This is a genomic window from Actinomyces slackii, from assembly GCF_900637295.1.
Classification (GTDB): Bacteria; Actinomycetota; Actinomycetes; order Actinomycetales; family Actinomycetaceae; genus Actinomyces; species Actinomyces slackii.
Genome location: NZ_LR134363.1, coordinates 1,637,949 through 1,655,408, shown reverse-complemented (window position 1 = coordinate 1,655,408; position 17,460 = coordinate 1,637,949). Strand labels below are relative to the sequence as shown.

Here is a 17,460-nt window from a genome sequence, read left to right as displayed (position 1 = left end):
CGGGCTCAGGAGGCGGGTGGGGCGGGAATGGGGCCGCCGTACCAGTCCTCAATGAGGAGGCGCCCGATGGAGGTGGGGCCGGGCAGGATGATGCGGCGCTCGGCCACCGCCTGGGCGAGCTCGTCGCGCGAGACCATGAGGGCCCCGGTCACCTCCAGGCCGTCGGGGCGGGCGGCCTGGTCCCCCGGCTCCAGGTGGGCCCGGTAGCCAAGCATGAGGGAGCGGGGGAAGGGCCAGGGCTGGGAGGCGACGTACTCCACGTCGGTCACCGTCAGCCCAGTCTCCTCGGCCACCTCGCGGGCCACGGCGGCCTCCACGGTCTCCCCGGCCTCGACGAAGCCGGCGACCACGGAGTAGCGCCGCTCGGCCCAGGCGGCGTCGTGGACGAGCAGGAGGCGGTCGTCCTGATCGCGCGCGGCGACGATGACGGCCGGGTCGGTGCGGGGGAAGTGGGTGGCTCCGCAGCCGGTGGGCTGGGGGCAGAGCCGGGCCCAACCCGATTCGGTGATGAGGGTGGTCCCGCCGCAGGCCGGGCAGTGGGCGGAGCGGGCGTGCCAGGAGGCCAGGGCGGTGGCGGCGGTGGCCAGTCCGGCGTCCCGGTCGCTCAGTCCGGCGCCCACGGCGCGCAGCGCGGACAGGGGGTGGGTCTCCAGCAGCTCGCGCAGGTCGGGATGCTGCTCGGCGGCGCCCTCGGCGTCCGCCCCCGAGGTGGGCTCTGCGGCGGCCTCCGGGACCTCGAGGGCCGGCGGGACGACGACGGCCAGCCACTGGGCGCCCTCCTGCCCGCAGGCCTCATGCTCGCACCCCAGGTAGAGGGTGGTCAGGCCCGTCATGTCCAGGGCGGCGGCGGAGATGTCGGGGAGCCGGGAGGCGGCATGCCCTGTCCCCTCCCAGACATCCTGGGCGCCGGGGGCACGGGGCGGGGCAAGTCCGTCGTCGGGCAGGTCGGGGTGCACGGCCGGCTGGGCCAGGGACACCCGGCCGCGGGCGTCGACGAGCAGGATCCTGGTGTCGGGGTCGGCCGCGAGGGCGAACAGCAGCCCCGGGTCGCTGCGGCGGGTGGCGGCCCGGTCGGTGGTCGAGCGCGCCAGGGCCAGGCGTTGGTTCTGCATGCCGCCACCCTAACCCCGCCCCTCTGGGAGTCGGCCTGAGTGATGCTGTTACCCACCTACGAGATGGAGTCCTGCTCAGCGGCGCTAGGGTGGGAGGGTGCCGATCCCTGAGCGCGTCTACCTCGACCATGCCGCCTCCTCCCCCGTGCGCCCGGAGGTGGCCGCGCAGGTCGCCGAGGACCTGGCCGGGGGGCTGGGGGCCTGGGCCAATCCGAGTGCGCAGCATGCCTCGGGGCGGCGGGCCGGGGCCCTGCTGTCCCAGGCCCGGGCCCGCCTGGCGGCGGCGCTGGGGGTGGATCCCCATGAGGTGCTCTTCACCTCGGGGGGCACGGAGGCTGACGCCCTGGTGGTGGCGGGGAGGGCGCGCGCGGTTCCCGGGGGTCGGGTGGTGGTCAGCCCGATCGAGCACCCGGCGGTGGCTGATTCCGCGGCGGCTGCGGCTGCGCATCTGGGGGCGGAGGTCATCACACTGGCGGTCGATAGCGCCGGGCGGGTGGAGTTGGAGTCAGTGGCGCAGGCCGTGGCGGCTTCGCCCGGGCGGGCGGGGGCGAGCCTGGTCTCGGTGATGGCGGCCAACAATGAGACCGGCGTGGTTGAGGATGTGGCGGGGATCGTGGAGCGCGTGCGGATGGCGAGCGGGGCGGGGCCCGGCCAGGAGGGGCATGTGCCGGTCCACAGTGATGCGGTGGCGGCCGTGGGCAGGGCTCCTGTGGATTTCCATGGCTGGGGCCTGGATGCGATGAGCCTGTCCGGGCACAAGCTGGGGGGCCCGGTGGGGGTGGGCGCCCTGGTGCTGCGGCGCGAGACCCTCCTGGTGCCGCCCACCGGTGGGGGCGGCCAGGAGCGGGGGGTGCGCTCGGGGACGCAGGACGTGGTGGCGGCCCGGGCCCTGGCCCTGGCCGTGGAGCTGGCGGTGGCTGAGCAGGAGGCGGAGGCGGCGCGGCTGGGCGGGCTACGGCGCCGGCTCCTGGAGGGGGCCTGCGCCGTGGAGGGTGCGCATGCAACTCTGCCCGACGACGCTGTCTGCCTGCCCTCCACGGCTCACCTGTGGTTCGAGGGCGTGGATGCCGAGGCGCTGCTCATGGCGCTGGATCTGGCGGGAGTGGATGCCTCGGCGGGCTCTGCCTGCCATGCGGGGGTGGCCCGCCCCAGTCATGTGGCCCTGGCCATGGGCCTGGATGAGGAGGCCGCCCGGGCCACCCTGCGCTGCTCCCTGGGGCCCACGACGACGCCCCAGGACGTGGAGCGCTTCCTGCGGGTTCTGCCGGAGGCGGTGAAGGCCGCGAGGCGGGCAAGGGCGTCGCGGGGTTGAGGGAAGGTTCCAGTTCGTCGGTGCTCTGCTGAGCGGACCGCTGCTGCTGCGTGTACCCGACACTCACGGCGCGCTTGCGCGGCCGACGCCGAGGCCTTCTCCGCTGACGCACAACGGTTCGATCACGGTGGCTCGGCGCCACGACGAAGCAGTCATTTGTGTCGGTGCCCTGACCTAATCTTTGTCTGTCTCCAAGGAGGGAGCCCCATGAGCCTGTCCATTGCCGCCCAGCGCGTGTGGGCGAAGTCCGGCTATGACCCGGAACGCCAGCGATGGCTGCCTCTGTGGCTGCACCTGCTCGATGCTGCTGCAGTGGCGGAGCACCTGGCCCGTACCTGGATCGCTCCTGCGATCGCCGACCTGTTGGAGCGGGAGTTCTCCGGCTCCCAGTCCACCCTCTCACCCGCCGACGAGTTCTGCCTCCTCGCCTCCTGGCTCGCAGGCATCCACGATATCGGCAAGTGCACGCCCGCATTCTCCATGCAGGTCGGAGGTCTCGATGACCGCATGACAGAGGCAGGCCTGAGCCACGAAGCCATTGACCCCATGGAACGGCGCAAGGTCCCGCATGCCCTGGCCGGCCACCACATCGTGGAGTCCTGGCTCGTGGAGGATCTGGACTGGAACGTCGATTCAGCCCAGGCGCTGGCGTCGATCGTCGGGGCTCATCATGGCATCCCGGCAACATCCTCCGCCTTGAACGATCTCAAGGCCCGTCAGCCCCTTCTGGGTGGCGAGCGCTGGAGCCAAGTTCAACGCGAGTTGTTGGACCTGGCGACTGAGCGCACCGGAGCAGGCCCTCTCCTGGCGCATTGGGCACAGCGGAGGTGGTCGCAGACCTTCCTCGTCGAGCTCTCCGGCCTGGTCATCGTGACTGACTGGATCGCCTCCTGCGAGGACTACTTCCCGCTCATGCACCTGGATGACCTGGGCCTGGAGCACTTCCTGCCGACAGCGCACTCAGGTCGCGCCGCCCGAGGGATCGCCCGCCTGGAGATCCCCACCCCGTGGCGGCCACGCGATGACGGTGAGACCGCCGACACTCTCCTCGCCTCGCGCTTCAGCCTGCCGCCGGGAGCCAAGGCCACCGATGTCCAAGAACGCGCTGTCGATGCCGCTCGCTCGATGCCCCTCCCTGGGATACTCATCATTCAGGAGTCCACCGGTGGCGGCAAGACTGAGGCCGCCAAGTTAGCGGTCGAGATCCTCGCGGCTCGTACTGGCCGCTCCGGAGCCCTCTTCGCTCTTCCCACCCAGGCGACGACGGACGCCATGTTCGCGCGCGAACTCGACTGGCTGGAGCGCATTGAGGACGCGTATGCCGCAGACGGGGCGCCCTCCACGTTCGCTGTCAGTCTCCAGCACGGACGGGCTCGCCTCAATCGGCAAGCGGGGGCTCTGCGCCGCGCAGGGTGGCAGATTCACGACCGTCTCCTTGGCGGGCTCGGCGGCGACGCTCCGGATCACGGTTCCCCTCAACCGCGGGACATCGGCCGTGACGAGGACGCCGCGCGTCTTTCTCATGGGGATGCAGGAGTCCCGGGACGCCAGCGCGCGGATCTCGCCATCCTCGCCTGGTTCGCGGGCAGGAAGAAGTCCATGCTCTCAGACTTCGTCGTCACCACGGTGGACCATCTGCTCTTCGGTGCGATGCGCGCACCGCATCTCGCCCTCAGGCACCTCGGCCTGTCCCGCAAGGTCGTCATCGTCGACGAGGTCCACTCCTACTCCACGTACATGAACACCTACCTAGACCGTGCGCTGACGTGGCTGGCCGCATACGGGGTGCCCGTGGTGCTCCTGTCAGCCACGCTCTCCGAGGCACGATGCGCTGCCATGGTGGACGCCTATCAGCGTGGCCTCGAGCTCTCGGCGGGGAGGAAGCCGCCGAGGACGCCCCAGCCCAAGCCGATCAGCACACCCTTCCCCTGTCTCGTCACTGCTGGAACATCCGAGGTCCAGGTCATGCCCACGAATGCCTCCGGCCGCCGCAGCACGGTGCGCCTCAAGCGCCTCACCAGGGAACTGGACCTGCCCCTCCTTTTGAACGACGCCCTGGCCGACGGCGGCTGTGCGCTCATCGTGCGCAATACGGTCCGGCGTGCACAGGAGACATACGAGCATCTCCGCGAGGCCTTCGGCGAGGAGGTGAGTCTCCACCACGCCCGTTTCACCATCGGCGACCGGATGGCCAAGGACGCCGATCTGCTCCGCCGTTTTGGTCCACCGCGCTCTCACCCCGAGAGGCCTTACCGGTCGATTGTCGTGGCCACGCAGGTGGTGGAGCAATCCCTGGATGTTGACTTCGACCTCCTCATCACCGATCTCGCCCCCATCGATCTCATCCTCCAGCGCATGGGGCGCCTCCATCGTCATGATCGTTTGCGTCCACAGCGGTTGAGCACAGCCACTTGCTACATCGACTGGCTGCCGAACACGGGGAATCCAGCGCCGCGAATCGAACCCGGCGCGAAGGCCATCTACGGCGAACAGGACATGCTTCTCACGGCGGCCGCGCTGAACGCCATCCTGGACGGAACCGGCACTATCACTACTCCTGATGATATCCACGATCTCATCGAGGCCGTCTATGGGCTGGAAGTCTCCATACCACCCGCGTGGCAGGAGGCCGTCGTCACCGCCCGAGAGGCTGCAGCACGGGAACTCGCAGCCAAGCACGACGCAGCCAAGGGGTTCCTCCTCGGTGAGCCCAAACCCTCAGGCAGGAGGGCGGACCTGGTTGGCTGGTTGCACACCGCTGCCAGTGACAATGAGGAGAAGGGGCGCGCCCAGGTTCGCGATGGCGAGGACTCCCTGGAGGTCATCCTGGTCGACCTTCACCGCCTGGGCGGCCAGGAGGAACTCCGCACACTCCCGACCGCGGCCGAGGCGCCAGGGGTGATCATCCCCACCGACAGGAAGCCTGACCGCGATGTTGTGCGTGCCATGGTCATGTCGACGGTCCGGCTTCCCGCCGGCGTGACACGAGGGGCGAGCTTTGATCGGGCGATCGCTGAGCTCGAGATTCATGTCGTACCCCCTTGGCAGGATGATCGTGATCTGAGGGGGCAACTGGTCCTCCCCCTCGTCGACGGGCGCACCGAGCTCGCCGGAACACTACTGGAGTACGACTCATCAACTGGACTCAAGGAGATCCGCCCATGACATCGACCTTCAACCTCCTGGACGAGCCTTGGATCAAGGTCGTCCGGATAAACGGCACTCAGGATGAGGTCTCACTGCTCACCGTGTTCGCAGAAGCGGAGACCATCGCGGGTGTTCATGGCGAGATCGCCTCCCAGGATTTCGCGATCCTGCGGCTTCTGCTCGCCATCTGCCACCGCGCCATGGAAGGGCCTGCCGACCTCGATGCGTGGATAGAGCACTGGGATGACCCCTCCACTCTTGGCGAGGCGGCAGCGAGCTACCTCATGCGGTATCGAGACCGCTTCGACCTGCGTCACCCGACTCATCCCTTCTTCCAAGTGGCCGGGATCCATGCTGCCTCGGGCAAGACCTCTGGGCTGGAATCACTGGTCGTTGATGTTCCTAACGGTCACCCGTTCTTCACCACTCGCATCTCCGAGGGCTTGGATCGGATGACGTGGGCGGAGGCCGCCCGCTGGCTCATCCATGTCCATGCTTTCGATCCATCCGGGATCAGGTCGGGTGCCGTCGGCGACCCACAGGTCAAGGGCGGAAAGGGATATCCCATCGGGCCAGGATGGACCGGGCAGATCGGTGGGATCCACCTCGAAGGCAGCAACCTCGCCAGAACGCTCCTGCTCAACACGACCGCGACGGAACTCGTTCCTGATCTTGAGGACGTTGACCCCGACGCCGACCTACCGCCCTGGGAGCGGGATCAGGACGGGCCGGCCGGCACCGCAGACCTCCCCCTGAACGGCCCAGTCACCTGCTACACCTGGCAGACCAGAAGAGTGCTTCTTCATGGCGACGACACCTTCGTCACAGGCCTCTTCCTCGGCAACGGTGACAAGGCGACGCCGCAGAACCGCTACTCGTCGGAACCCATGACGGCATGGCGCTACTCTGATCCGCAGACGAAGAAGTTCAGGGCAACCGTCTTCATGCCGAGAAAGCACCCAACTGATCAAGCCTTCTGGCGAGGTCTTCCCTCCCTCGTATCTCAGCTCAGCCCCACCGTGTCAGTCAAGGGCAAGGAGGTCACTCGCTACCGCTCCCCCGGAGTCGTGGTTTTCTACCAGGAACTCATGCGCCGGAGGATCACGCCCAACTCGGGCTTGATCCCGTTGCATGCTGTTGGTATCACCTACGGGGCGCAGGAGGCTGTCGTCACTGAGCTGGTCGACGATGCTCTCAGCCTTCCTGCAGCGCTGCTCGATCCCGACTCGCAGGAGAGCCGCCGTCTGGCCGTCATTGTCCGCGACGCCATGGAGGAGACGGAGCAGGTGGCTTACGCCCTTCGTCGACTCGCCTCCAACCTTGACCTCGCCAGCGGCGGAAGTCCGGACACGGCATCTGCGGCAGGGGATCGTGCGCGTGCTGCCTTCTACCAGGTCATCGACGAGGAGTTCCCCCGCTGGCTCGCCCTGCTTGACGAGAGGGACCCGAACCGATCTCGCGAGGAGTGGCGTGACTACCTGCGTCGCGAGGCGCTTCGTCAGCAGAACGCTCTCGCCAACACGGTTCCGGAGACCGCGTTTGCCGGTCGAGGTGAGGGAAACGGGCGCATGGACGTCAGCCGCGCCCTGCTCTTCTTCCGACTGGCGCTCACCAAGGTCCTTCCCCGACCGCCCAGCTCCGCATCATCCGACCACCGCACAGAAGGGACACCCGCATGACAGCGCTAGCCACCAGTACCCCTGAGGAGATGGCGGGGGCCGCCCCACCGGGGAAGCACCGCGCTCGTGCCCTTGGTTCGGTCGGGAGCTTCGTCGCCGAGCAGATTGATGGCCCGCGCGGAATTCAGGCTCGCTACTTGAGGGACGAGTCCTCGGGCCGCGCTGATGTTGCCGCGCTCCGCCGCGCATCCAGCAAGGCTCCCGGTGAGATCGCGGAAGTGTGGACGCTCACCCAGGTGAAGGTGCCAGACTTTGCCGGCGACGAGCCCACCTGGGAGGAGGTTGCCGTCCATACCGCCATGACCTTGTATGCCGTTCACCAGCAATCCCGCACCACGGGGATGTTCCGCCGTGGGATGGGCCTTGGTCATGCGGCACGAGACCTGATCGGACCTCCAGACCAGGAGAATCCCTCCGCACGATCCCGATTCAACGCCCTTGTCACGGCCACCACGGTTGCCGAGCTGTGTCGGCACCTGCGGACCTTCGTCTCCCTGCTGCGCGCACACGAGATCCCTCTCGACCACGCCATGCTTGCCGACGATGTCGTCGGCTTCCAGCGACCGGGGGGCGCGAGGAAGGTTCGCTTGACCTGGTCACGACAGTACTCCCGGAGTCACAGCGCGGAGCTCGCCTCCCATGAAGCCGCATCTGACGGCGACCACAGCACCAGCACCTCATCCACTACACAATCGGAGAACTGATCATGAGTACTTTCGTCGACATTCACGTCATCCAGAGCGTCCCGCCGAGCTGTGTGAACCGGGATGACTCCGGATCTCCCAAGTCAGCGGTCTACGGCGGCATCCGCCGTCTGCGTGTGTCCAGCCAATCCTGGAAGCGAGCCACCCGGCTTCACTTCCAGAATCACCTCGATGCGACCGACCTCGGCACCCGCACCAAGCGAGTCGTCGAGGTTCTCGCCGCCAGGATCGCAGCGGAAGCACCGGACCTCGCCGAATCCGCCGTCGGCTTGGCAGAGGACGTGTTCGGTGCGGCCAAGATCAAGCTCACCCCACCGCGCAACAAGAAGGACGCGCCTAAGGAATCGGGGTACCTCATCTTCCTGTCCTCCAGTCAGATCTCGCGGCTCAGTGAACTCGCCATCGCCTCTGCCAGCACTGGCGACAAGCTGGATCCCAAGCAGGTCAAGAAGATCTTCAAGGAGGAGCACGCTATTGATGTCTCCTTGTTCGGACGGATGGTCGCTGACGACACCGACCTCAATGTGGATGCCGCCTGCCAGGTGGCCCACGCCATCTCCACCCACGCTGCTGAGAACGAGTACGACTTCTTCACCGCGGTGGATGACGCCAAGTTTACCGCTGAGGAGCAGGAGGACGCAGGTGCGGGCATGATGGGAACAGTGGAGTTCTCCTCGGCCACCATGTACCGCTACGCCACTGTCAACCTGGACATGCTGCGAGAGAATCTCGGCGACGATGAGGCCGTGATTCGCGCATTGGAGGCCTTCATTAACGGCTTCTGCCTGTCAATGCCCACCGGCAAGCAGAACACCTTCGCCAACCGCACAGTACCGGATCTCGTCACCGTGCAGATCCGGAACGACCAGCCGGTCTCACTTGTCGGTGCCTTCGAGGACGCTGTCACCAGGAAGGAGGGCGAGGGGTATGTGGCTCAGTCCGTGGAGGCGCTGGCCTCCTACGCCGCCAACGTCGAGCGCGCCTACGGTCTCGCTCCCTCACGCTCCTTCGTCGTCAGCCTCAAGGACTCCGATGCAGTCAGCTCACTGGGCGAGCGCGTCGCCTTCCCCGACCTGCCGTCCCGGGTGCGGAACGCAGTGACGCCAGGAGTGCTCGGACAGGAGCAGTCCTGATGGCTGTACTGCTCCTGCGCCTCGCAGGCCCCATGCAAGCCTGGGGGGTGAAATCGCGCTTTACCGTCCGGGACACCGAGCACGCGCCGTCCAAGAGCGGGGTCATTGGCATGCTGGCCGCAGCCCTTGGGCGTCGCCGCACGGACCCGATCGAGGATCTCTTGAGACTGCGCTTCGGAGTGCGCAAGGACCAGCCCGGCACGATCATCCGGGATTTCCACACGGCACGGACCCTAGACGGCAGGGAATCCATGCCCCTGTCCGAGCGCTACTATCTGGCTGATGCTGTCTTCCTTGCCGGCATCGAGGGCGACGAGGCCTTGCTGACCGGTCTCGATGAGGAACTCCGTCACCCGGTCTTTCCGCTCTACCTCGGGCGCCGGTCGTGCCCGCCCACGCAGCCGGTCTCCTTAGGGCTCCGTCAAGAGCCCCTTTTGGAGACGCTGCAGGATGAGCCCTGGCTGGCCTCGTCATGGTTCCGACGCCGGCATCGTGAGAGTTTCATGGCTGAGCTGCTGATCGACCAGGACGCTCTTCGTGAGGAGGAGAGGCCGGGAAGTCCGATCGGTCATCGGGATGTTCCATTGGCCTTTGATCCCAGACGCCGCGACTACGGCTTCCGCAAGGTCGAGCGCCTCCTGGTCTCCCTTGGTGGAAACGACGGCCAGAAGATCATGCCTGAGGATCCGCATGACCCCATGTCGGAACTGGAGGTTGCCTGACCATGTTCCTGACCAAGATCGATCTTGATCCCGAGCGCCGTCTGGCCCGTAAGTATCTCGGCTCGCCTCAAGCGATGCACGCAGTCGTCATGAAGGCGGCCTCGGCCACTAGTCCTGTATCTGATGGTGGTACCGGCCGGGTCTTGTGGCGTGTCGACCAGGGGGCCTTCGGAACCTCTCTGTTCATCGCTTCTCCTGCCGAGCCTGACACTGCGCAGCTCGTCGCAGATGCAGCGCCCCTGGGCGCTCAGGCACGCGTCGGCGATTACGAGCCCTTCCTCAACCGTCTCGCGGCGGGACAGGTGTGGGCATTCCGATTGGCTGCCAACCCGTCTCGTTCAGCTCCCCGGGGACCCGGAGTTCGCGGGAAGGTCTATGGACATGTGACGGTGGAGCAGCAGCGGCAGTGGTTCCTCACCAGAGCCTCAGGGCACGGCTTTGAGCCCTTTGCCGGCTCTGATAACCCGGGAGAGGAGTCTGTTGTGGTCGTGAGACGAGAACGCCCTGTCTTCGGAAGAAACGACCCGCACTCCCAGCGCCGGGCACAGGTGACGATCAATCGGACGGTCTTCGAAGGGCTGCTTCGGGTCACTGACGCTGAGGCACTGCGCACGACACTCGTGTCAGGTCTTGGTCGTTCCAAGGCCTACGGCTGCGGCCTCATGACGCTGGCTCGACCACAGACTGCGTGACATGGCCAGGATGCTGCCGGTTCCAGTGACCGCACTACCCCGTGTAGCGGATCGCATGTCCTTCCTCTACCTGGAGCACTGCGTAGTCCACCGCGAGGATGGTGCCTTGACCGCCCGCAACGATCAAGGCACCATCCGGGTGCCAGCTGCGTCGCTTGTGGCTGTACTTCTCGGGCCGGGAACCTCCGTGAGTCACCAGGCGATGAGCCTTCTTGGCGAGTGCGGAACCACAGCTGTGTGGGTGGGCGAACGCGGAGTGCGCTACTACGCACACGGACGCTCCCTGGCCACATCCACGCATCTACTCATCGAGCAGGCAGCGCGGGTGTCGTCCCCGCAGAAGCGCCTCAAGGTGGCGCGGCAGATGTACTGCTGGCGGTTTGCTGGTGAGGATGTCGAGGGACTGACCATGCAGCAGTTGCGTGGCAGAGAAGGAGCGCGAGTACGCGAGGTCTATCGGGAGAACTCCAGGCGCACAGGCGTGCCGTGGATAAGGCGTGATTACCGACCCGACGATTTTGAGGCCTCTGACCCGATCAACCAGGCGCTATCAGCGGCGCACGCAGCACTGTACGGGGTGGTGCATGCCGTGATCGTGTCACTCGGCTGCTCACCGGGGCTCGGCTTCGTTCACACCGGGCACGAACGGTCCTTCGTGTACGACGTCGCTGACCTGTATAAAGCCGATATCACAATCCCGGTCGCCTTTGACGTCGTGGCCGAGGGCATGGAGGACCTGACGGGCACGACTCGTCGCCGAGTGCGGGACAGGATCTTCGAACTCAAGGTGATCGAGCGCGCCGTCAGAGACATCCATGCGATGCTCGAGGTCGAAGAGTCGGAGGATCTGGCGATCAACGTCGTCTCACTGTGGGACTACCAGAGGAAGGCTGTCGAGGGCGGATCGAACTACGCCGTGCTGGACGCTGAGGAGGCTGGCGCATGGTAGTGCTGGTCCTCTCCGCAGCGCCCGCGCAACTGCGCGGTTCGATGACAAGGTGGCTGATGGAAGTCGCGCCTGGAGTGTTCGTTGGTCATCTGACAGCTCGGGTACGCGAGCAACTGTGGGAATTGGTACGGGCCTACATCGGCGACGGGCGTGCGCTTCTCATCTGGTCGACACGCTCCGAGCAGCGCTTCGCAGTGGCTTCGCTTGCGCACGACCGGGAGCCCGTGGACATCGAGGGCTGCCTGGTGATGAGGACCCCGTACCGCCAGATCGAGGCGGCGCACGCCATCCCTGGTTCCGTCAAGCCAGCGAAGGAGTCGTGGTCGATCGCCGCTCGACGACGCCGCTACCGCAACTCGGCGGAGCGGGCGCTAGGTCACGAGTGAAGGTAAACGACCCCTGGTAGACTAACGGACCGTTGGGATTCCAAGGATTGCCAAGTGTAAACCCCGCGCACGCGGGGATGATCCCTTCGCCGTAGTGGGGGTGGTTCATGACGGGTTGTAAACCCCGCGCACGCGGGGATGATCCGCGGTCCGCCGCTCGGTGGGGACCTCGTTGCGCGTAAACCCCGCGCACGCGGGGATGATCCGCGGCTGATGGCGACGCGCTTCCTGTGCGATCCGTAAACCCCGCGCACGCGGGGATGATCCCCCATGGACAACCCCAATCAAACCCATCACAACGTAAACCCCGCGCACGCGGGGATGATCCGCCCATTGAGATTCAGGGGGCTGAGAGTCGAGTGTAAACCCCGCGCACGCGGGGATGATCCGCCGAGACCTATTGAGGCGATACCCCCGGCGTGGTAAACCCCGCGCACGCGGGGATGATCCGGTTCAGGCCCCCACCGATCTTCGCCGGCCACGGTAAACCCCGCGCACGCGGGGATGATCCGTGCAAGTTCTTGTGCGTGCACCCGTCCACTGGGTAAACCCCGCGCACGCGGGGATGATCCCAGCCTTGCGCTCATGATGCAGGAGATCGCGCAGTAAACCCCGCGCACGCGGGGATGATCCGCCCGCCTCCCGCAGCACGTGCAGAACCAGGGAGTAAACCCCGCGCACGCGGGGATGATCCGCCGGATTTGTGTGACGTGCACCATCGAACGAAGTAAACCCCGCGCACGCGGGGATGATCCCAGGAAAGGACAGTGGTTCAATGAGTAACGAACGTAAACCCCGCGCACGCGGGGATGATCCCGAACCTCGTGGCGTCGTCAGCTGTCTTGATCAGTAAACCCCGCGCACGCGGGGATGATCCCAAGACGCCACTCTCCCCTGCACCGTAGGTGCAGTAAACCCCGCGCACGCGGGGATGATCCCGTACCAATCCGGACTATCCAGCGGGAGCGCATGTAAACCCCGCGCACGCGGGGATGATCCCGTCAGAACGCTTGATGCGCTACGCAGGTACGGGTAAACCCCGCGCACGCGGGGATGATCCCCACCGACGGGGGGTTGGCTGCACTGATAGGCGGTAAACCCCGCGCACGCGGGGATGATCCCGGGCACCTGGAGCACCACGCCGTCTCGCCCGAGTAAACCCCGCGCACGCGGGGATGATCCCCACACCAAATGTCCGAACAAAACAAGACGTTCGTAAACCCCGCGCACGCGGGGATGATCCGGGCAGCCAGGATGGAGGTCTCAAGCGCGTCGCGTAAACCCCGCGCACGCGGGGATGATCCGTCCTAGAGAATCAGTTAGGTCACCCTCACCTCGTAAACCCCGCGCACGCGGGGATGATCCCGCACGCGCACACACGTACGCGCGCCCCCACGCGTAAACCCCGCGCACGCGGGGATGATCCGCCGTAGGGGCGATAGCCCCCAGGCCGATCAGTGTAAACCCCGCGCACGCGGGGATGATCCCCCCGGCCCGCTGAACCACCTACGGGGGGGGTTGTAAACCCCGCGCACGCGGGGATGATCCCATTCGTTCGATGGCGCACGTCACACAATCCCGGTAAACCCCGCGCACGCGGGGATGATCCCCGGCCGACCCAGTCCTCCCAGTGCTCGTCGGGGTAAACCCCGCGCACGCGGGGATGATCCCACCGAGTACGGTGGAGCAAACATCACCACGGGGTAAACCCCGCGCACGCGGGGATGATCCGCGGCCGACTGCTGTGCACCTCCCGGGCGATCCGTAAACCCCGCGCACGCGGGGATGATCCGTCCCAAACACCCCCTGTCTACTCCATCACACCGTAAACCCCGCGCACGCGGGGATGATCCCATCATCGGCACCACCTGGCTGCTGGCAGGGGGGTAAACCCCGCGCACGCGGGGATGATCCGGGAGAGCTCCCCCTCCTATGCTGGTCTCAGTCGTAAACCCCGCGCACGCGGGGATGATCCCATGTGTTCGTGGGTTGTTGAGGGTTGGATTAGGTAAACCCCGCGCACGCGGGGATGATCCCACAAAGCCGAAAACCGCGACACATAACGAGACGTAAACCCCGCGCACGCGGGGATGATCCCGCCATCGACGCCACCTGGCTGCTGGCAGGGGGGTAAACCCCGCGCACGCGGGGATGATCCGTCCCGCATCCAGTTCAGAGACTGCACGCCCATGTAAACCCCGCGCACGCGGGGATGATCCGTCCCACGCCTCCCCTAGGACCAAGGGCCCAAAGTAAACCCCGCGCACGCGGGGATGATCCGTCCTAGAGAATCAGTTAGGGCAGCCTCACCTCGTAAACCCCGCGCACGCGGGGATGATCCCGGATGTTCGAGCTAGATCGAGGTGAGACCACAGTAAACCCCGCGCACGCGGGGATGATCCGACAAAATCCCATCCGCGACGATATTGCAGGCCGTAAACCCCGCGCACGCGGGGATGATCCCAGCAACGCATAACGAGACCGCCATCACAACCAGTAAACCCCGCGCACGCGGGGATGATCCGTCCCACGCCTCCCCTAGGACCAAAGACCTAAAGTAAACCCCGCGCACGCGGGGATGATCCGGTGGTGGCGGTGATGTTGTCGATCAGGCTGTTGTAAACCCCGCGCACGCGGGGATGATCCCGCGCTCCTGGAGCACCACGCCGTCTCGCCCGAGTAAACCCCGCGCACGCGGGGATGATCCCCTGCCTGTCCATCGGGGTGGTGGCCCTCTCTCGTAAACCCCGCGCACGCGGGGATGATCCCTAGGCCAAAGAATGTACGCATGACTCTCTCCTGTAAACCCCGCGCACGCGGGGATGATCCCTGCTCAACCCAGTCCTCCCGGTGCTCGTCGGGGTAAACCCCGCGCACGCGGGGATGATCCCATCCGGAAGCAGCTCACCGCGCCTCTCCTCTCGTAAACCCCGCGCACGCGGGGATGATCCCAGTTCCGTCCCAGTACCTGACTGGCACCTCACGTAAACCCCGCGCACGCGGGGATGATCCTCTCTCGCCATCCTCGCCGTCCCAGAGCCTGACCGTAAACCCCGCGCACGCGGGGATGATCCTGACTGGCCCCCAATCCTCGCCGAGGCCGGCTAGTAAACCCCGCGCACGCGGGGATGATCCGTCTCCCACCATGTCTGCGACCCACGGGTCGACGTAAACCCCGCGCACGCGGGGATGATCCGGCCCGGAGGAGGGGAGTCTGATGCTGACAGCAGTAAACCCCGCGCACGCGGGGATGATCCGCCGTCAGGATCGCGCTAGCCAGCTCGATGTCCGTAAACCCCGCGCACGCGGGGATGATCCCCGGTCGACCCAGTCCTCCCGGTGCTCGTCGGGGTAAACCCCGCGCACGCGGGGATGATCCCTGTGCGTCCGCACCATCACGCGAGTAAAAGGTGTAAACCCCGCGCACGCGGGGATGATCCTCCTGGGGCGCAGCTCCCGCACGAACCGGTCGAGTAAACCCCGCGCACGCGGGGATGATCCGCCACAGGTTGTTCACCTTGTAGACGTAGCCGCGTAAACCCCGCGCACGCGGGGATGATCCCCTATCGACCCAGTCCGCCCGGTGCTCGTCGGGGTAAACCCCGCGCACGCGGGGATGATCCGCCACGACACGCCCGCACGCGCACACGCGCGCAGTAAACCCCGCGCACGCGGGGATGATCCCGAGGTTTTGGCTCGCCTCCCTGACGGCATGGAGTAAACCCCGCGCACGCGGGGATGATCCCCCCCGTCGGTGGTTCAGCGGGACGGGTTGGAGTATGGCCGAAATTAAACAAAACCGTATTCCGGGGCTTTCTGGGCTGGATATGACGGCACCTTTCGTTGTAGAATTTCTTCATGCACGTGGTTGTGACAGACGAGGAGCAGCAGGTCCTTATCAGGTGGAAGAAGCGAGGTGACTCCCTCATTCTCATCCGGTTGAAAGCTGAGGCTATTCTCTACGCCTCGCACGGCGTTGACCTGGATTTCATTGCGGAGATGGTGGGGCGCACGGTGAGGACTGTTAAGGAGTGGTTGGCGTCTTGGCGTGTCAGCCGTCTGCATTCGGTGGTCACCGGTCATAAGGGAAATCAGAATGCGGCCAAGCTCACCCGCGAGCAGAAGGAGCAGCTCAAAGAGGTTCTGAGCCGGCCACCGTCACAGTCCGGCATCAAGGCGGACTTCTGGGATGTTCCCGCCCTGGCTGACGTGGTGAGGACCAGATTCGACGTGGAGTACGAGTCGGACTCCTCCTACCGGCTGCTCATGCACTTTGCGGGCATGAGCTTCAAGCTGCCCGACCCCTTTGACAAGCGCCGCGACGAGGAGGCCATCACCAAGCGGATGGCCCAGATCCAAGACGAGGTCGCAGACCTCCTGAGCGACGGGTGGGAGGTGTACGCGGCCGATGAGGTGCGCGTGGAGCACGAGGCTGAGACCCGCCGCATGTGGTTGCCCCAGGGTAAACGAACGAAGATCTACGTGGACCGCACCCGCAACGCCTGCTCCTTCTTCGGCGCACTGTCCCTGAGATCCAAGAAGGTCAAGGTCTACCCCATCGAGGGCAACCAGAACACCGAGAAGATCCTCTCCTGCCTGACTCGCCTGGTGCGCGAGACCGATAACGACAAGATCGCCGTGGTTCTCGACAATGCCGGGTTCCACCACGCCAAAGCGCTAAGAGAGCAGCTTCAGCCCGGAGGCCGGCTCGAGAGCCTCAGGCTCATCTACCTGCCGCCCTACGCACCCGACCACAATCCGGTCGAGCACGTCTGGAACACCGCCAAAGGCACAATCGCGAACATCCAGAGAGACACCCCCGAGGAGACCTACACCGCATTCATGGGCTACATCAACACCCGCACCTTCGACTACGACTTCGAACACCTCCCAAACATCACGCCAGCACACGATCTTGTTTAATTCTGGCCATAAACCCCGCGCACGCGGGGATGATCCCGGCCTCTCGCGCGTGTGCGCGTGCGCGTGCAGGTAAACCCCGCGCACGCGGGGATGATCCGGCGTGGAGGAGGGGGGTCTGATGCTGACAGCAGTAAACCCCGCGCACGCGGGGATGATCCACAAGCGTTCGATGGCGAGCGTCACACAAATCCGGTAAACCCCGCGCACGCGGGGATGATCCCCCAAACCCAAAACCAAAACCAAAAACGAGACCGTAAACCCCGCGCACGCGGGGATGATCCCTACCCACGAACACATGTTCACACCAATCAAACGTAAACCCCGCGCACGCGGGGATGATCCCGGGGGCATCTAGTGCCGCCCGGTCCCCGCGCAGTAAACCCCGCGCACGCGGGGATGATCCCGCGTCACACCCCAGTCACCCCAACGAAAAGTCGTAAACCCCGCGCACGCGGGGATGATCCCTCGCCCCGCTGGTCCAGGCCCCAGATGAGGTCGTAAACCCCGCGCACGCGGGGATGATCCGCGCACCAGTGTGAAGAAAGAGTACCTGATCAAGTAAACCCCGCGCACGCGGGGATGATCCCGGCCTCTCGCGCGCGCGCGTGTGCGTGTGGGCGTAAACCCCGCGCACGCGGGGATGATCCCCAAGCTCCGCTGCGGATCTCTACCCGGTCACCGTAAACCCCGCGCACGCGGGG

The 17,460-nt window shown here is 65.9% G+C and carries 11 protein-coding genes and 2 CRISPR repeat arrays (1 of these 13 cut by a window edge); of the genes, 10 read left to right on the top strand and 1 reads right to left on the bottom strand.

The genetic code is table 11. From position 1 onward, the window contains the following. Positions 1 to 5: 5 nt before the first annotated feature. Positions 6 to 1,112, bottom strand: coding sequence for an NAD(+) diphosphatase (gene nudC, locus EL266_RS06825; protein ID WP_026428211.1), 1,107 nt, complete (start codon positions 1,110 to 1,112; stop codon positions 6 to 8). 103 nt (positions 1,113 to 1,215) lie between these two features. Here nudC and EL266_RS06820 point away from each other — a divergent pair, with 103 nt between their 5' ends. The 10 genes from EL266_RS06820 (at position 1,216) to EL266_RS06775 (ending at position 16,759) form a co-directional block, all read left to right on the top strand. After that, positions 1,216 to 2,424, top strand: a complete 1,209-nt coding sequence (locus EL266_RS06820) for a cysteine desulfurase family protein (RefSeq protein ID WP_026428212.1) — start codon at positions 1,216 to 1,218, stop codon at positions 2,422 to 2,424. Between the two features lie 207 nt (positions 2,425 to 2,631). Further along, the gene (locus tag EL266_RS06815) at positions 2,632 to 5,589 is read left to right on the top strand and encodes a CRISPR-associated helicase/endonuclease Cas3 (RefSeq protein WP_026428213.1); all 2,958 of its coding nucleotides are present in this window, start codon (positions 2,632 to 2,634) and stop codon (positions 5,587 to 5,589) included. Next, positions 5,586 to 7,250, top strand: a complete 1,665-nt coding sequence (gene casA, locus EL266_RS06810) for a type I-E CRISPR-associated protein Cse1/CasA (protein ID WP_034515901.1) — start codon at positions 5,586 to 5,588, stop codon at positions 7,248 to 7,250. Before EL266_RS06815 ends, casA begins: the two co-directional genes overlap by 4 nt. Next, a complete protein-coding gene (casB, locus tag EL266_RS06805; protein WP_026428214.1) occupies positions 7,247 to 7,954 on the top strand; it encodes a type I-E CRISPR-associated protein Cse2/CasB in 708 nt (235 codons plus the stop codon). Before casA ends, casB begins: the two co-directional genes overlap by 4 nt. 2 nt (positions 7,955 to 7,956) lie before the next feature. Next, positions 7,957 to 9,087: a type I-E CRISPR-associated protein Cas7/Cse4/CasC gene (gene cas7e / locus EL266_RS06800; protein ID WP_026428215.1), complete on the top strand. Its 1,131-nt coding sequence runs from the start codon at positions 7,957 to 7,959 to the stop codon at positions 9,085 to 9,087. Continuing rightward, positions 9,087 to 9,809 carry a type I-E CRISPR-associated protein Cas5/CasD gene (gene cas5e / locus EL266_RS06795; RefSeq protein WP_026428216.1) on the top strand — a complete coding sequence of 241 codons (723 nt, stop codon included), beginning with the start codon at positions 9,087 to 9,089 and terminating at the stop codon, positions 9,807 to 9,809. Before cas7e ends, cas5e begins: the two co-directional genes overlap by 1 nt. A gap of 2 nt (positions 9,810 to 9,811) precedes the next feature. Further along, the gene (gene cas6e, locus EL266_RS06790) at positions 9,812 to 10,501 is read left to right on the top strand and encodes a type I-E CRISPR-associated protein Cas6/Cse3/CasE (RefSeq protein WP_084501228.1); all 690 of its coding nucleotides are present in this window, start codon (positions 9,812 to 9,814) and stop codon (positions 10,499 to 10,501) included. A 1-nt stretch (position 10,502) separates the two neighbouring features. Beyond that, entirely contained in the window at positions 10,503 to 11,450 is a 948-nt protein-coding gene (cas1e, locus tag EL266_RS06785) for a type I-E CRISPR-associated endonuclease Cas1e (protein ID WP_026428217.1), read from the top strand. Further along, positions 11,444 to 11,836 (top strand): type I-E CRISPR-associated endoribonuclease Cas2e, encoded by a 393-nt coding sequence (cas2e, locus tag EL266_RS06780; protein ID WP_026428218.1) that lies wholly within the window; start codon positions 11,444 to 11,446, stop codon positions 11,834 to 11,836. Before cas1e ends, cas2e begins: the two co-directional genes overlap by 7 nt. Before the next feature lie 56 nt (positions 11,837 to 11,892). Further along, positions 11,893 to 15,581: direct repeats of the CRISPR family, unit length 28 nt; unit sequence GTAAACCCCGCGCACGCGGGGATGATCC. 113 nt (positions 15,582 to 15,694) lie between these two features. Continuing rightward, on the top strand, positions 15,695 to 16,759 hold the full coding sequence (locus EL266_RS06775; protein WP_126412247.1) for an IS630 family transposase: 1,065 nt from the start codon (positions 15,695 to 15,697) through the stop codon (positions 16,757 to 16,759). Between the two features lie 7 nt (positions 16,760 to 16,766). Next, a CRISPR array of direct repeats spans positions 16,767 to 17,460; the repeat unit is 28 nt; unit sequence GTAAACCCCGCGCACGCGGGGATGATCC (it continues 3,550 nt past the right edge of the window).

Coding starts and splice junctions, on each gene's coding strand:
- EL266_RS06775 (WP_126412247.1), top strand. CDS start 15,695: ATGCACGTGGTTGTGACAGACGAGGAGCAGCAGGTCCTTATCAGGTGG.
- EL266_RS06815 (WP_026428213.1), top strand. CDS start 2,632: ATGAGCCTGTCCATTGCCGCCCAGCGCGTGTGGGCGAAGTCCGGCTAT.
- cas2e (WP_026428218.1), top strand. CDS start 11,444: ATGGTAGTGCTGGTCCTCTCCGCAGCGCCCGCGCAACTGCGCGGTTCG.
- cas7e (WP_026428215.1), top strand. CDS start 7,957: ATGAGTACTTTCGTCGACATTCACGTCATCCAGAGCGTCCCGCCGAGC.
- cas6e (WP_084501228.1), top strand. CDS start 9,812: ATGTTCCTGACCAAGATCGATCTTGATCCCGAGCGCCGTCTGGCCCGT.
- nudC (WP_026428211.1), bottom strand. CDS start 1,112: ATGCAGAACCAACGCCTGGCCCTGGCGCGCTCGACCACCGACCGGGCC.
- casA (WP_034515901.1), top strand. CDS start 5,586: ATGACATCGACCTTCAACCTCCTGGACGAGCCTTGGATCAAGGTCGTC.
- cas1e (WP_026428217.1), top strand. CDS start 10,503: ATGGCCAGGATGCTGCCGGTTCCAGTGACCGCACTACCCCGTGTAGCG.
- casB (WP_026428214.1), top strand. CDS start 7,247: ATGACAGCGCTAGCCACCAGTACCCCTGAGGAGATGGCGGGGGCCGCC.
- cas5e (WP_026428216.1), top strand. CDS start 9,087: ATGGCTGTACTGCTCCTGCGCCTCGCAGGCCCCATGCAAGCCTGGGGG.